The sequence below is a fragment of the Lysobacter sp. Soil_C_15 genome (genome assembly GCF_057657315.1).
This window is the reverse complement of sequence record NZ_JBDGIR010000009.1, coordinates 47954-62949: the sequence shown is the minus strand read 5'-3', so window position 1 is coordinate 62949 and position 14996 is coordinate 47954. Positions and strand designations below refer to the sequence as shown.

The window sequence follows — 14996 nt, the reverse complement described above, 5'->3', positions numbered from 1 at the left end:
CTACGACCGCGCCGCGGGCGCAGAGTTCCGCGGCGGACGCGTCCGCCTCCCTTTCCCGAAACCCAACGGCCATCACATGACCGAATCGCCCCTGCTGATCGCCGATCGCGGCGCCGTGCGCCAGATCACCGTCAATCGCCCCGACAAGCTGAACGCGCTCAACGCCGCGACCCTGGACGCCCTGCTGGCCGCCTTCGAGGCCGCCGCGGCCGACCCGGCGGTGCGCGCGGTGATCCTGACCGGCGCCGGCCCCAAGGCCTTCGTCGCCGGCGCCGACATCGCCGAAATGAACGGTCTGACCCCGGTCCAGGGCCGCGATTTCTCCCTGCGCGGGCAGAAGCTGATGCGCCGGATCGAGAAAATGCCCAAGCCGGTCATCGGCATGATCAACGGCTTCGCCCTCGGCGGCGGCCTGGAACTGGCGATGGGCTGCCACCTGCGCATCGCCGGCGACAACGCCAAGATCGGCCAGCCGGAAGTGAACCTCGGCCTGATTCCCGGCTTCGGCGGCACCCAGCGCCTGCTGCGCCTGGCCGGGCGCGCGGCGACCCTGGAGCTGTGCCTGCTCGGCGCGCCGATCGACGCCGCCCGCGCCCAGCAACTGGGCATCGTCAACCGGGTGGTGCCGGCGGCGGAGCTGGAGAGCGAAACCTACAAGCTGGCCGATCAGCTCGCCGCCTCGGCGCCGCTGGCCCTGCGCGGCGTGCTCGACTGCGTCGCGGTCGGCGGCGAATGCGGGATCGAAGAAGGCCTGGAATACGAAACCGCGCAGTTCGGCCTGATGTTCTCGACCCAGGACATGCGCGAAGGCACCGGCGCCTTCCTGGAACGGCGCAAGCCGGCTTTCGCCGGCCGCTGAACCGCGCCATGGCCTCGTCCGCGCCCCTGCCCTGCCGCTGCGGCTGCACCGCCGATGCGGCCGTCGCGCACGCGATCGTGCTGGCCCTGGCCGAGGACGATCTCGACCGCGCGCTGGACCTGGGCCTGGCCGACGCGGTCGCGCCCGATTGCGCGCATTGCGCGCCGGACTGCCGCGAGCGCCTGAGCGCGGCGCGCGAGGCGCGCCTGCGCGCGCTGGCCGCGCGCGAGCGCTACCGGGCGCGCGAAGCGCGCCTGCAACGCCGCGCCGCCGAGCGCGCGGCGCAACGCGCCGGCGTGGCGGCGACGGCCGTCGCAGTCGCGCAGGCATCGGCGGCGCAGACGCCTGCGGCCGCAGCGACCGCGCCGCCGCGTCCCGCGCTGCCCGCCGCCGCCGCCGCGGCCTTGGCCCGGGCCAAGGCGAAAGCCGCCGGCCGGCCGCCGGACTGAACCGTTCACCCGCCCTACTGCCTCCGCATCGTCCGCATGCCCAAGCCCGCCTCGCGCCAGCGCCCCGCACGCCCCTCCGCCGCCTCCGGACCGAAGGCCGCCCGCTCCGCCGCAACCGCCGCGCCCAAGGCCGCGACGTCCACAGCGGAGCCGTCCAAAGCGCCACCGTCCAAAAAGGCGAAGTCCAAAGCCGGCACGGCCCAGCCGGTGCCGTCGAAACCGCGTCCGTCGCGATCCAAGGCGTCGACAGAGACTGCGTCGACGCCGCGCGCAGCGGCCAAGCCGCATCGGCCCGCGTCGTCCTCGCCCGCGTCCAAGCCGCGCTCCGGCAAGCGCGCGCCGCGCTTGAGCCCGGCCGAAGCCGAGGAGATGTTCTCGCGCCTGCGCGCGCTCAATCCGCACCCGACCACCGAACTGGAATACGCCACGCCGTTCGAATTGCTGGTCGCGGTCGCGCTGTCCGCGCAGGCCACCGACGTCGGCGTCAACAAGGCCACGCGCAAGCTGTTCCCGGTCGCCAACACCGCGCAGGCGATCGCCGCGCTGGGCGTCGAGGGGCTCAAGCCGTACATCGCCACCATCGGCCTGTTCAACACCAAGGCGGCGAACGTGGTGGCGCTGTCGCAACAGTTGCTGGAGCGTCATGGCGGCGAAGTGCCGCGCGACCGCGCCGCGCTCGAGGCCCTGCCCGGCGTCGGCCGCAAGACCGCCAACGTGGTCCTCAACACCGCGTTCGGCGAGCCGACCATGGCGGTCGACACGCATATCTTCCGGGTCGCCAACCGCACCGGCCTGGCCCCGGGCAAGGACGTGCGCGCGGTCGAGGACGCGCTGCTGCAGGCGGTGCCGCCGGCCTACCTGCAGGACGCCCACCACTGGCTGATCTTGCACGGACGTTACGTCTGCAAGGCGCGCAAGCCCGATTGCCCGCATTGCGCGATCCGCGATCTGTGCCGCTTTACCGACAAGACGCCGGGCGAGCCGGAGCCCGTAGCCGTCTGATTCGCAAGGAAATCCGGTTCGACGCCGGACGGTTGCGCCGGCGTCATCGCGCGGTCATCCCGGAGAAATAAGTCAGATCTGTCACATTTACGCAACTTTCACACCCTAGCCTGCGCGCCATCACTCCACGCCTCAGGGCTAGACCATGAAACTCTCGCGTAACACCCTCGCCGTAGCGTTGCTCGCCGCGCTGGCCGCTCCCGCCGCGCATGCCGAAGTCGCGCTGGACGTCATCGGCGACTCCGAAGTCTCCTTCGAAGGCCTGCTGCAGGCGGATTACAACGATTTCAACAGCGACGTCCTGAACCTCAACGCCGACCTGCCGGACGGCAAGGACAGCGACAACGAGCTGCGCCGCGCCGAGCTGGTCCTGAAGGGCAAGGGTCCGGGCAACATCGAGTGGGTCGCCGGCTACGACGCCAAGGCCGACAAGTTCCTCGACGTCAACCTCAAGTACAAGCTCGGCGGCGACAGCAACCACTACATCCAGGTCGGCCAGTTCAAGCAGCCCAACAGCCTGGAAGAGCTGTCCTCGACCAAGAACAACGACTTCGTCTCCAAGGCGATGGTCACCAACACCTTCGGCGTCGCCCGCCGCCTCGGCGCCGCCTACAGCTACGGCAGCAACGACTGGAGCATCACCGCCAGCTACTTCGGCCGCGAGCTGACCCGCAACCTGGCGCACGGCGCCGGCTTCGGCCTGCGCGGCACCTTCGCCCCGATCAACGAGAAGGGCAACCTGCTGCACTTCGGCCTGTCCTACGTCGACCTCGACACCGACGCCGACACCGCCCGCATCCGCACCCGTCCGCAGGCCGACCTGGCCGCCGGCCGCCTGGTCGACACCGGCAACCTGCTCAACGTCGACCGCCAGAACACCATCGGCGCCGAGGCGATGTGGGTGCGCGGTCCGTTCAAGCTGCAGGCCGAGTACATGCGTTCGGAATTCGACCGCTACGCGACCCGCGCCAGCACCCAGCCGGGCAAGAAGTTCACCGGCGACAGCTGGTACGTCAGCGGCGTGTGGAACATCACCGGCGAAACCTGGGGCTACAAGGCCGGCGTGCCGACCACCCCGCTGCCCGACGAACCCGCCAGCGGCATGTGGCAGGTCGGCGTGCGCTACGACAAGATCGACCTCAACGACGGCTCGCTGCGCCCCGGCGCGACCCCGACCGCTGCGCCGATCGTCGCCGGCGTGCTCGGCGGCGAGATGGACGCCTGGACCGTCGGCGTGAACTGGTACTGGCGCTCGAACTTCAAGTTCATGCTCGACTACTCGATGGTCGACAGCTCCAAGTACATCGGCCGCACCAGCGCGACCTATTCGCAAGACCCGCGCAACAACAACCGCACCTTCAACCGCGTGGTCGACGACAGCCCGAACATCATCACCGCGCGCGTCCAGTTCTACTGGTAAGCGGTTCCGATCATCTCTCCCCCTCCGATCGGCGACGGTCGTTACGGGCGCGGCGCTGCCGCGCCCTTATTTTTCCCGCGCACGGCCCGTGCCGTGTCATCCGGCTGTCACATAATTGCCTCGCAGCGGTCATCGGACCGTTATGAAATGCGCGGCAACGGTTACGTGCCAGCCGTCTCTTTTCAGGAGCCCTCCGTGTTCAAGTCCCTGTCCTTCCGCCTGAGCGCCATCGCCATGGCCAGCGCGCTCGCCGTCACCGCGCAGGCCGCCGACGTCACCGGCGCCGGCGCTTCCTTCGTCTATCCCGTGATGTCGAAGTGGTCGGCCGACTACGCCAAGACCACCGGCAAGAAGGTCAACTACCAGTCGATCGGCTCCGGCGGCGGCATCGCCCAGATCAAGGCCGCGACGGTCGATTTCGGCTCTTCCGACGCCCCGCTCAAGCCCGAGGAACTGGCCAAGTTCGGCCTGGCCCAGTTCCCGTCGGTGATCGGCGGCGTGGTGCCGGTGGTCAACGTCCCGGGCGTGGCCTCCGGCGCGATGAAGCTCGACGGCGAGACCCTGGCCAACATCTTCCTCGGCAAGGTCACGATGTGGAACGACCCGGCGATCGTCGCCCTCAACGGCGGCCTCAAGCTGCCGGCGAAGAAGATCACCGTCGTCCACCGCTCCGACGGCTCGGGCACCACCTTCAACTTCGTCAACTACCTGTCCAAGGTCAGCGGCGAGTGGAAGAGCTCGGTCGGCGAAGGCACCGCGGTGAAGTGGCCGACCGGCATCGGCGGCAAGGGCAACGAAGGCGTGGCCGCCTACGTCAAGCAGATCCAGGGCGGCATCGGCTACGTCGAGCTGTCCTACGCGCTGCAGAACAAGATGGCCTATTCGCGCCTGAAGAACGCCGACGGCAAGTACGTGCTGCCGACCGACGAGACCTTCTCCGCCGCCGCGGCCAGCGCCAAGTGGGCCGACGCCAAGGACTTCTACCTGGTCATGACCAACGCGCCGGGCGAGAACTCCTGGCCGATCACCGCGACCAACTTCATCCTGATGTACAAGCAGCCCAAGAACGCCGCCGGCGCCAAGAACGCCAAGGAGTTCTTCCGCTGGGTCTACGCCAACGGCGACGCCCAGGCCAAGTCGCTGGACTACGTGCCGCTGCCGGACGCGCTGGTCAAGCAGATCGAGACCTACTGGTCGGCGAACATGAACTACTGATCGGTCCGCAGGCGACCGGACCGGGGGTTATCGGTCGCCGCCAGGGGAAACAGATCGCGCGACGGGCCTTCGGGCCCGTTGTTGTTTTCGATTCGGGACTCGGGCCTCGGGCCTCGGGACTCGGGATTCGGGGGGCGGGGGTCGGGACTTGGGCCCGGGGCCAAGGCCCGAGCCGGGGCCCGAGCCGGGGCCGAGGCTGCGATTGGAGCCGCAGAGCCGCGGTGCCAGGGGGCGCAGGCAGTCAAGCGCGCTCGGTCCCCTCGGTCCCAGCACGGAAGCCGGGCCGCGCGGACCGCCGGGCCAAGCGGTTCGGCCCGGGCGCCTGCGCACCGCCGCAGGTCGCATCCCGGCCGGCACCGGATCACGCCCCAAAGCCCCAACCGGGCGCTTTGTGACCGCCAGACAGCAGCCCAACCCCGCCAAACCGCGACCTGCGGCACCCGGAACGGCGCTTCGCTACAGATTCGTTACCGATCCATGTCATAGCGGTGTAACAAAAAGATCATCAAATGGCGCCACCCAGCCGGCGCCCACGCCGGCCCCCTCCTGGAGCAGCCATGAAATCGCCGGCCCGTATCGCCGTCCTCTCCCTCGCCATCGCGCTCGCCGCCGCGGCGTGCTCGGGCAACCAGTCCCCGGCCCCGGCCGGCGACGCCAAGACCGAGGCGGCCGCCCCGGCCGGCGACCCGGTCGCCGCCCAGATCACCGGCGCCGGCGCCACCTTCATCTACCCGCTGCTGTCCAAGTGGTCCGACGACTACCACAAGGCCACCGGCGCCAAGGTCAACTACCAGTCGATCGGCTCCGGCGGCGGCATCGCCCAGATCAAGGCCGGCACGGTCGATTTCGGCTCCTCGGACAAGCCGCTGGCCAGCGACGAGCTCGCCGCGGCCGGCCTGGGCCAGTTCCCCTCGGCGATCGGCGGCGTGGTGCCGGTGGTCAACGTCGACGGCATCGCCCCGGGCCAGCTGCGCCTGACCGGTCCGCTGCTGGCCGAGATCTTCCTCGGCACGGTGGCGAAGTGGAACGACGCCAAGATCGCCGCGGCCAACCCGGGCGTGGCCCTGCCCGACCTGAAGATCAACATCGTCCACCGCTCCGACGGCTCGGGCACCACCTTCAACTTCTCCAACTACCTGTCCAAGGTCAGCCCGGAGTGGAAGACCAAGGTCGGGGAAGGCACCTCGGTGCAGTGGCCGGGCGGCGTCGGCGGCAAGGGCAACGAGGGCGTGGCCTCGTACGTGAAGCAGATCAAGGGTTCGATCGGCTATGTCGAGCTGGCCTACGCGCTGCAGAACAAGATGGCCCACACCCAGCTGCAGAACGCGGCCGGCCAGTTCGTCCAGCCCAGCGCCGAGGCCTTCCAGGCCGCCGCCGCGACCGCGGACTGGGCCAACGCCAAGGACTTCAACCTGGTGATCACCAACGCCGCCGGCGAGAAGTCCTGGCCGATCACCGCGACCAATTTCATCCTGATGCACAAGCAGCCCAAGGACGCCAAGCGCAGCGCCGACACCCGCGCCTTCTTCAAGTGGGCGTTCGAGAACGGCCAGGCCCAGGCGCAGTCGCTGGACTACGTGCCGCTGCCGGCGGAACTGGTCAAGCAGATCGAGGCGTACTGGGGCGCGGAGTTCAAGTGACGCGCCGGCCCGCGCGCGCAAGGCGAGCGCGGGCCGGTGCGTCATCCCCGCGAAAGCGGGGATCCAGGGCTATATCGCGATACGGCTTCCAGGCAGGAAGCAAAACGCTGAAGGCTTTGGATCCCCGCCTTCGCGGGGATGACGGCACAACGCTTCACCGCAACACCCGCCAGCAACCCCAATCCCACGCGTGGCCCCGCCGGACCGACACCCGCCAATGAACGCGACCGCCCTACCCGCCGCCCCGACCGCGCCCGCCGCGCGCGACGTCAAGGACGCGCGCAACGACCGCCTGTTCCGCTACGCGCTCACCGCCACCGTCGTCTTCGTCCTGTTCGCCCTCGCCAGCGCGGCGCTGTCGATGCTGTGGGGCGGCCGCCACGTGCTCGCCCATGAGGGCCTGAGCTTCTTCGTCACCGCCGAATGGAACCCGGTCGAGGACAAGTACGGCGCGCTGGTGCCGATCTACGGCACCGTGGTCACCGCCCTGATCGCGATGCTGATCGCGGTGCCGATCAGCTTCGGCATCGCCTTCTTCCTGACCGAGGTCGCGCCGCGCTGGGCGCGCGGCCCGATCGGCACCGCGATCGAACTGCTCGCCGGCATCCCCTCGATCATCTACGGCATGTGGGGCCTGTTCGTGCTGGTCCCGGTGATGACCGAACACGTCACCCCCTGGCTCAACGACCACGTCGGCACCTGGCCGGTGATCGGCAAGCTGTTCCAGGGCCCGCCGCTGGGCATCGGCATGCTCACCGCCGGCATCGTCCTGGCGATCATGGTGATCCCGTTCATTTCCTCGGTGATGCGCGAAGTGTTCCTGACCGTGCCCACCCGGCTGAAGGAATCGGCCTACGCGCTGGGCTCGACCCGATGGGAGGTCAGCTGGGACATCGTCCTGCCGTACACCCGCTCGGCGGTGATCGGCGGCATCTTCCTCGGCCTGGGCCGCGCGCTCGGCGAGACCATGGCGGTGGCCTTCGTGATCGGCAACTCGGTCAACTTCTCGGCCTCGCTGCTCGAACCCGGCACCACCATCGCCGCGCTGATCGCCAACGACTTCGGCGAAGCCACCGAGACCTATCGCTCGGCCCTGCTGCTGCTCGGCTTCGTGCTGTTCATCGTCACCTTCGTCGTGCTCGCCGCCGCGCGGCTGATGCTGCTGAAACTCTCGCGCAAGGAGGGCACCTGATGAGCGCCGCCGTTACCGCCGACCCCGCCCTGCAGCAGCGCCACCGCACCGCCGACGCCCTGTACCGCCGGCGCCGCCTGGTCAACGCCGTGTCGGTGCTGCTGGCCTGCGCCGCCGCCGGGTTCGGCCTGTTCTTCCTCGGCTGGATCCTCTACACCCTGATCGCCAAGGGCCTGGGCGGGATCGACTGGGCGCTGTTCACCCAGAACACCCCGCCGCCGATGCAGGAAGGCGGCCTGATGAACGCCTTCTTCGGCAGCGCGGTGATGTGCGCGATCGCGATCGCGATCGGCACCCCGCTGGGCATCGCCGCCGGCACCTGGCTGGCCGAGTACGGCGCCGGGCGCAAGATCGGCACCGTGGTGCGCTTCGTCAACGACATCCTGCTGTCGGCGCCGTCGATCGTGCTCGGCCTGTTCGTCTACACCCTGGTGGTGATGCAGACCGGCGGCAATTTCTCCGCCCTCGCCGGCGCGATCTCGCTGGCCTTCATCGTCCTGCCGGTGGTGGTGCGCACCACCGACGAGATGCTGCGCCTGGTTCCGGCGCAGATGCGCGAAGCGGCGCTGTCGCTGGGCGTGCCGCAGTGGAAGGTGATCGTGCAGGTGCTGTACCGCAGCGCCTCGGCCGGCATCGTCACCGGCGTGCTGCTGGCCCTGGCGCGCATCTCCGGCGAGACCGCGCCGCTGCTGTTCACCGCCTTCGGCAACCAGTACTGGAACCACAACGTGCTGCAGCCGATGGCCAGCGTACCGGTAGTGATGAACCAGTTCGCCGGCAGCCCGTACGAGACCTGGCAAACCCTGGCCTGGGCCGGCGCCCTGGTCCTCACCTTCTTCGTCCTGATCGTCAGCCTGCTCGCCCGCACCCTGGTGCTGCGCAATCGGATCTCCAATGACTGACCTGTCCAACATTTCCGCCGCCCGTACCCAGGCCGCCATGAACGAGCCCCGCCTCACCGTCGCCACTCCGGAGCGCGCGGCATCCGCCGACGCGCCGGTCAAGCTCGCCGCGCGCGGCCTGAACTTCTACTACGACAAGTTCCACGCGCTGAAGAACATCGACCTGGAGATACCGGAAAAGCGCGTCACCGCGCTGATCGGCCCCTCCGGCTGCGGCAAGTCGACCCTGCTGCGCATCTTCAACCGCATCTACGCCCTGTACCCGAAGCTGGAGGCGCGCGGCGAAGTGCTGCTGGACGGCGAGAACATCCTCGACGCGCGCTATCCGATGAACCGGTTGCGCAGCAAAGTCGGGATGGTGTTCCAGAAGCCGGTGCCGTTCCCGATGACCATCTTCGAGAACGTCGCCTACGGCATCCGCCACCACGAAAAGCTGTCCAAGTCGGAAATGAACGACCGCGTCGAGCAGGCCCTGCGCCAGGGCGCGCTGTGGGACGAGGTCAAGGACAAGCTCGGCCAGAGCGCGCTCGGCCTGTCCGGCGGCCAGCAGCAGCGTCTATGCATCGCCCGCGCCGTGGCCCTGCGCCCGGACGTGCTGCTGCTCGACGAACCGACCTCGGCGCTGGACCCGATCTCGACCAGCCGCATCGAGCAGTTGGTCGAGGAGCTGAAGAAGGACTACACCATCGCGATCGTGACCCACAACATGCAGCAGGCCGCGCGCGTCTCCGACTTCACCGCCTTCATGTACCTCGGCGACCTGATCGAGCACGGCGCGACCGAACAGATTTTCTCGCAGCCGACCAAGCAGCAGACCGAAGACTACATCACGGGCCGATTCGGCTGATCGGTCGGGACTCGGGACTGGGGATTCGGCAAAGCCGCAGCCGATCCCTCCTCATCCCTTCGAGTTCCGAGTCCCGAGTCCCGAGTCCCGAAAACTCCGAGTCCCGAACATGAGCAACCACATGCACGACCACATCGTCAAAAGCTACGACGACGAGCAGCGCCGGCTGCTCGACGAGACCCTGCGCATGGGCGAAATGGCGGCCGCTCAGCTGGAAGCCGCGCTCGACGTGGTCCAGCGCCGCGACGACAAGGCCGCCGAGCGGATCATCGCCAACGACGAGGCGATCGACGCGCTGGAGCAGGAGATCAGCCACGACGTCATGAAGCTGGCCCTGCGCGGCCCGATGGCGCGCGACCTGCGCGAGATCCTGGCCGCGATCCGGATCGCCTCGGACATCGAGCGGGTCGGCGACTACGCCGCCAACGTGGCCAAGCGATCGACCGCGCTGAACCTGGCGCCGCCGCTGCCGCACGTGGCCGGCCTGCACGCCCTGGGCACCCTGGCGGTGGCGCAGTTGCGCGACGTGCTGGTCGCCTACCGCGACAACGACGTCGAGCTGGCGCAGCGGGTGCGCGCGCGCGACGCCGAGATCGACACCGCCTATACCGGCCTTTTCCGCGAATTGCTGACCTACATGATGGAAGACGCGCGCAGCATCACCGCCTGCACGCACCTGCTGTTCATGGCCAAGAACATCGAGCGCATCGGCGACCACGCCACCAACATCGCCGAGAACGTCTGGTTCCTGGTCAAGGGCGAGCATCCGCTGCCGCCGCGCGAAAAGCGCGACGACACCAACACCGCCAGCCCGGTCTGAGCCCGCGGACGGACGCCGGACGCGCCCGTCCGCGCTGCGCCGCAACATAATCCGGCCTGCGCCGAAGTCGGTCCGGCAGGCTCGTCTTCGCCGTTTGCCGCCGCGCCACGCAGGCGCGGGCCGGCCGATGCATCGCGATTTCGCCGCGATGCCGCGCATGCAAACGGTTTCACGCGGCGTGGACTGAATCCGTTCTGAACAAAACGCGACCCCGGTCGCGTTGCGCGAACCCATCCGCCCCTCCCCCGACTCTTGGTACATGCCCGCAGCGCTGCGCGGCGGTGTATTTTGGCAACCCGGAGGAGGACCGGCATGACCCTGCTGATGGCCAACGGAGATTTGGCGGCGGCCCGCTCGGGCGATCGGGCGGCGCTCGAACGCGTGCTGACGCATTCGCGCCAGGACCTGCGGCGCTACGCCGAGTTCTACTGCGTCATCAACGACGTCGAGGACGCGGTCCAGGAAAGCCTGATCACCGTCTCGCGCAAGCTGCGCGACCTGCGCGTGCTGGAATGCTTCGTGTCGTGGACCTTCCGCATCGTCAAGCGCGAATGCAACCGGCTCAAGCGCGCCCGGCGCCTGCTGGCCGGCCAGCCGATCGGCGAGGAGATCATGCCGGTGACGACCCCGGAACCGGTCGAGTGGCGCCACGACGTCGCCGCCGCGCTGGAATCCCTGCCCGCGCACTACCGCGAGATCATCCTGTTGCGCGACCTGGAAGGGCTGACCGTCGAAGAGCTCGGCGCGCGCCTGGACATGACCCGCGAAGCGGTCAAGTCGCGCCTGCACCGCGCCCGCGTGCTCGCCCGCGAGTACCTGCAGACTTGACCCGGCGCCGCCCGCCGCATGGCACCCGGCCGCGCCGGATTGCGTATTCCCTTTGGTTCGACCCATGCTCCGTACCCGCAAACCCGAATTCAGCGCAAACCACGGACCCGACCTGTCGGACCGTCATCCCAACCGGCGGATAACCGCCGACATCGCCACGTAGGAGTCATTCCATGTCCAAGCAAATCAAGAAGCCCGTCGCTCTCGCCCTCGGCGCCACCCTGATCGGCGGCCTGAGCCTGTCGGCTTCCGCGTTCGCGATGACCGACCTGTCGCAGGGCTACCTGCTGGGCGCGCAGTCGGCGCAGACCGCCGACAAGGCCGCCGACGCCAAGGCCACCGACGCCAAGAAGGCCGAAGGCACCTGCGGCGCCGACAAGAAGGCGAAGGAAGGCAGCTGCGGCGCCGACAAGAAGGCCGCCGAGGGCAAGTGCGGCGAAGGCAAGTGCGGCGCCGACAAGAAGCACGCCGAAGGCAAGTGCGGCGAAGGCAAGTGCGGCGGCGAGAAGAAGGCCGGCGAAGGCAAGTGCGGCGAGGGCAAGTGCGGCGGCGACAAGAAGGACGCGGCCAAGCCCGCCGCCGCCAAGCCGGCGGCCAAGAAGGCCGGCGAGGGCAAGTGCGGCGAAGGCAAGTGCGGCGGTTCGGTCTGATCGCCGCCACGCGATGACGATGGACGGCACGCGTCCCCTGAAACCGGATGCCGTCGGCCTCGGCCTGCGGCGGGCCCTGCTGGGCCCGCTGCAGTCCGCCGCGGACGGGGATTTCGATTTCCTCGAATGCGCGCCGGAGAACTGGATCGGCGTCGGCGGCCGCTACGGCGAGGCCCTGCGCGAACTCGGCGCGCGCCACCCGCTGGTCTGCCACGGCCTGTCGCTGTCGCTGGGCGGCACCGAGGCGCTGGACGAGACCTTCCTGGTCCGGGTCCGGCGTTTCCTCGACGAGCACCGGGTCGCCTGCTACAGCGAGCACCTGAGCTACTGCAGCGACGACGGCCACCTCTACGACCTGCTGCCGATTCCGTTCACCGAAGAGGCGGTGCGCCACGTCGCCGCGCGCATCCGCCGCACCCAGGACCTGGTCGGGCGCCGGATCGCGATCGAGAACGCCTCCTACTACGCCGCGCCGCACCAGGAGATGAGCGAGATCGAGTTCACCCTGGCGGTACTGGCCGAGGCCGACTGCGAGCTGTTGCTCGACGTCAACAACGTCTACGTCAATTCGATCAACCACCGCTACGACGCGCGCGCCTTCCTGGCCGCGATGCCGGCCGAGCGGATCGCCTACCTGCACGTCGCCGGCCACTACGACGAGGCCGAAGACCTCAAGGTCGATACCCACGGCGCGCCGGTCAAGGACGCGGTGTGGTCGCTGCTCGGCGAGGCCTACCGGCTGTTCGGCCAGCGCCCGACCCTGCTCGAACGCGACTTCAACTTCCCGCCTTACCAAGAACTGATCGGCGAACTCGGCCAGGTGCGCCGGATCCTGGCCCAGGCCGCGCCGGCCGCCGCCCGTCGCGCGCGCGGCTGACTGCCCATGAACGACGCTCCCTCGCGCCTGCGCGCGCAGCAATTCGAACTGACCCGGCACCTGCGCGACCCGCAGGCCAGCCCGGCCCCGGCCGGCCTGGAAGACCGCCGCCTGGGCATCTACCGCGACCTGTTGTTCAACAACATCGAAGGCCTGCTGGCCGGCAATTTCCCGGTCATCCGCCGCCTGCTCGGCGACGAGCGCTGGCCGCGCATGGTGCGCGACTTCTTTCGCGACCACCGCTGCCGCACCCCGCTGTTCCCCGAGATCGCGCGCGAGTTCATGCGCTACCTGGAGCAGCGCGAGAACGCGGACGACCCGCCGTTCCTGTCCGAGCTGGCGCATTACGAATGGGTCGAACTCGCCCTGCAGCTCAGCGAGGCGCAGGCGCCCCGCGACGACGCCGGCATCGCCGATGCCGACCTGCTCGAACACGTGCCGCAACTGTCGCCGCTGGCCTGGCCGCTGGCCTATGCTTGGCCGGTGCACCGGATCGGCCCGGATTTCGAACCCGACCGCGCCCCCGCCGCGCCGAGCCTGCTGCTGTTGCGCCGCGAGGCCGACGGCGAGGTCCGCTTCTCCGAACTCAGCCCGTTGGCCTACCGCCTGATCGAACGCATCGGCGAGGCGCCGCAGTTGAGCGCGCGCGAACAACTCGCCGCGCTCGCCGCCGAGGCCGGCAGCGACGATCCGGCCGGGTTCCTCGAACTCGGCCACGGCCTGCTGCGGCAGATGCGCGCCAACGCAGTGATTTTTTTCGCCGCGGCGAACCCTTCGGCCTGAGCGGCGCCTCTTATCGGTAAAGCGCCGGCGTTTCCGGCGCGACCGTGGAGTGCCCGCAATGCCGTCGTTCTGCCTGATCAAGTCCTGCCTGTCCTTGCGCGATCGCCTCGCCGGCGTCGGCGCCTGGTTGGCGCCCGTGGGCCTGCGCCTGATCCTGGCCTGGGAGTTCTTCGAATCCGGACGCGAGAAACTGCGCGGCGAGAACTGGTTCGGCGAAATCATGGCCAACTTCCCGTTCCCGTTCGACCGCGTGCCGGCGGCATTGAGCTGGTCGCTGGCGACCTGGTTCGAACTGCTCGGCGCGGCCGCGCTGCTGCTCGGCCTGGCCACCCGCTTCGCCGCCGCTTCGCTATTCGCGCTGACCGTGGTCGCCACCGCCGCGGTGCACTGGCCGCAGGACTGGATGGGCTTGGCCCAACTGGCGCAAGGCTATGCGATCCGCGACAGCGGCGCCGGCAACTACAAGCTGCCGCTGATCTTCCTGGCCATGCTGTGGCCGCTGATCCTCGGCGGCGCCGGGCGGCTGAGCCTGGACGCCTGGCTGACGCGCCGCGCGGCGCTGCCGGCGACCGCGCCGAGCGCCGATCTGTTCGGCTGGGGCCTGGTCCTGGCGCCGTTCGGCCTGCTCGTGGCGATGCTGCTGCCGGCGCCGGGCCTGGCCCTGGCCGGACTCGGCGCGGCGGCCCTGCTCGTCGGCGCCCGGCGCGCGCCGGGCTGCGCGCTCGCGCCGGCGAACTGAACCGCCCCTGCCTGCCGCCGCGGCTGGACCGCGGCGGCGGCCATGCGCGAGGCCGGGGCCGCGTACGGACGAAGGCTCAGCATCAACCTGCTAGGCTTCCGCCCATGATCGAAACCGGCCCCATCGCAACCGCTCCCGTCGCGCCCCCTACCCTCGCCACCCGTTTCCGCGGCTACCTGCCGGTGGTCGTCGACGTCGAGACCGGCGGTTTCGACTGGAACAAGCACGCCCTGCTGGAAATCGCCGTGCAGCCGCTCGAGCTCGATGGCGAAGGCCGACTGGTGCCGGGCGCGGTCGCCAGCGCCCATGTGGTGCCCGCCCCGGGCACCCTGATCGACCCCAAGTCGCTGGAAGTCACCGGCATCGACATCGACCACCCGTTCCGCGACGCCAAGCCCGAGCGGCAGGCGCTGGAGCAGGTGTTCGCGCCGGTGCGCGAGGCGGTCAAGCGCCACGGCTGCCAGCGCGCGATCCTGGTCGGCCACAACGCCCACTTCGACCTCAACTTCCTCAATGCCGCGGTCGCGCGCAGCGGCCACAAGCGCAATCCCTTCCACCCCTTCAGCGTGTTCGACACCGTGACCCTGGCCGGCGTCGCCTACGGCCAGACCGTGCTCGCCCGCGCCGTGCAGGCCGCCGGCCTGTCCTGGAACGCGCAGGAGGCGCATTCGGCGGTCTACGACACCGAACGCACCGCCGAGCTGTTCTGCAAGATCGTCAACGCCTGGCCGGCCGGCGCCGCGCGCGGCTGAGCGGGCTGTATTCGGCCGACA

The 14996-nt window shown here is 69.6% G+C and carries 17 protein-coding genes; 16 read left to right on the top strand and 1 reads right to left on the bottom strand.

Going from position 1 to position 14996, the window contains the following annotated elements:
• The first annotated feature begins 76 nt into the window (after positions 1-76).
• On the top strand, positions 77-859 hold the full coding sequence (locus AC3A57_RS19035; protein ID WP_487580353.1) for an enoyl-CoA hydratase/isomerase family protein: 783 nt from the start codon (positions 77-79) through the stop codon (positions 857-859).
• Positions 860-867: 8 nt separating this feature from the next.
• Positions 868-1308: a hypothetical protein gene (locus AC3A57_RS19030; protein WP_487580352.1), complete on the top strand. Its 441-nt coding sequence runs from the start codon at positions 868-870 to the stop codon at positions 1306-1308.
• Between the two features lie 14 nt (positions 1309-1322).
• Here the strand turns inward: AC3A57_RS19030 and AC3A57_RS19025 are convergent, their stop codons facing one another.
• Positions 1323-1625 (bottom strand): hypothetical protein, encoded by a 303-nt coding sequence (locus AC3A57_RS19025; protein WP_487580351.1) that lies wholly within the window; start codon positions 1623-1625, stop codon positions 1323-1325.
• 52 nt (positions 1626-1677) lie between these two features.
• Between AC3A57_RS19025 and nth the strand changes: the two genes are divergently transcribed.
• The 14 genes from nth (at position 1678) to rnt (ending at position 14975) form a co-directional block, all read left to right on the top strand.
• Complete coding sequence (gene nth, locus AC3A57_RS19020; RefSeq protein WP_487580439.1) at positions 1678-2310, top strand: endonuclease III; 633 nt, start codon at positions 1678-1680, stop codon at positions 2308-2310.
• A gap of 145 nt (positions 2311-2455) precedes the next feature.
• Positions 2456-3730, top strand: a complete 1275-nt coding sequence (locus AC3A57_RS19015) for an OprO/OprP family phosphate-selective porin (protein WP_487580350.1) — start codon at positions 2456-2458, stop codon at positions 3728-3730.
• A gap of 234 nt (positions 3731-3964) precedes the next feature.
• Positions 3965-4945, top strand: a complete 981-nt coding sequence (gene pstS / locus AC3A57_RS19010) for a phosphate ABC transporter substrate-binding protein PstS (RefSeq protein WP_487580438.1) — start codon at positions 3965-3967, stop codon at positions 4943-4945.
• Between the two features lie 557 nt (positions 4946-5502).
• A complete protein-coding gene (pstS, locus tag AC3A57_RS19005) occupies positions 5503-6585 on the top strand; it encodes a phosphate ABC transporter substrate-binding protein PstS (protein ID WP_487580349.1) in 1083 nt (360 codons plus the stop codon).
• Between the two features lie 217 nt (positions 6586-6802).
• Positions 6803-7777 carry a phosphate ABC transporter permease subunit PstC gene (gene pstC / locus AC3A57_RS19000; protein ID WP_487580348.1) on the top strand — a complete coding sequence of 325 codons (975 nt, stop codon included), beginning with the start codon at positions 6803-6805 and terminating at the stop codon, positions 7775-7777.
• Positions 7777-8679, top strand: a complete 903-nt coding sequence (gene pstA, locus AC3A57_RS18995; protein WP_487580347.1) for a phosphate ABC transporter permease PstA — start codon at positions 7777-7779, stop codon at positions 8677-8679. The genes pstC and pstA overlap by 1 nt, the downstream gene beginning before the upstream one ends.
• The gene (gene pstB, locus AC3A57_RS18990) at positions 8672-9526 is read left to right on the top strand and encodes a phosphate ABC transporter ATP-binding protein PstB (RefSeq protein ID WP_487580346.1); all 855 of its coding nucleotides are present in this window, start codon (positions 8672-8674) and stop codon (positions 9524-9526) included. The genes pstA and pstB overlap by 8 nt, the downstream gene beginning before the upstream one ends.
• Before the next feature lie 109 nt (positions 9527-9635).
• Positions 9636-10346: a phosphate signaling complex protein PhoU gene (phoU, locus tag AC3A57_RS18985; RefSeq protein WP_487580345.1), complete on the top strand. Its 711-nt coding sequence runs from the start codon at positions 9636-9638 to the stop codon at positions 10344-10346.
• A 312-nt stretch (positions 10347-10658) separates the two neighbouring features.
• On the top strand, positions 10659-11174 hold the full coding sequence (locus AC3A57_RS18980) for an RNA polymerase sigma factor (protein ID WP_487580344.1): 516 nt from the start codon (positions 10659-10661) through the stop codon (positions 11172-11174).
• A gap of 173 nt (positions 11175-11347) precedes the next feature.
• On the top strand, positions 11348-11824 hold the full coding sequence (locus AC3A57_RS18975) for an HvfA family oxazolone/thioamide-modified RiPP metallophore (protein ID WP_487580343.1): 477 nt from the start codon (positions 11348-11350) through the stop codon (positions 11822-11824).
• A gap of 19 nt (positions 11825-11843) precedes the next feature.
• Entirely contained in the window at positions 11844-12701 is an 858-nt protein-coding gene (locus AC3A57_RS18970) for an HvfB family MNIO-type RiPP peptide maturase (RefSeq protein WP_487580342.1), read from the top strand.
• Between the two features lie 6 nt (positions 12702-12707).
• Positions 12708-13484, top strand: a complete 777-nt coding sequence (locus tag AC3A57_RS18965) for an HvfC family RiPP maturation protein (protein ID WP_487580341.1) — start codon at positions 12708-12710, stop codon at positions 13482-13484.
• Positions 13485-13542: 58 nt separating this feature from the next.
• Complete coding sequence (locus tag AC3A57_RS18960; protein WP_487580340.1) at positions 13543-14223, top strand: HvfX family Cu-binding RiPP maturation protein; 681 nt, start codon at positions 13543-13545, stop codon at positions 14221-14223.
• A gap of 104 nt (positions 14224-14327) precedes the next feature.
• Positions 14328-14975, top strand: coding sequence for a ribonuclease T (gene rnt / locus AC3A57_RS18955; protein ID WP_221673218.1), 648 nt, complete (start codon positions 14328-14330; stop codon positions 14973-14975).
• Positions 14976-14996: the final 21 nt, after the last annotated feature.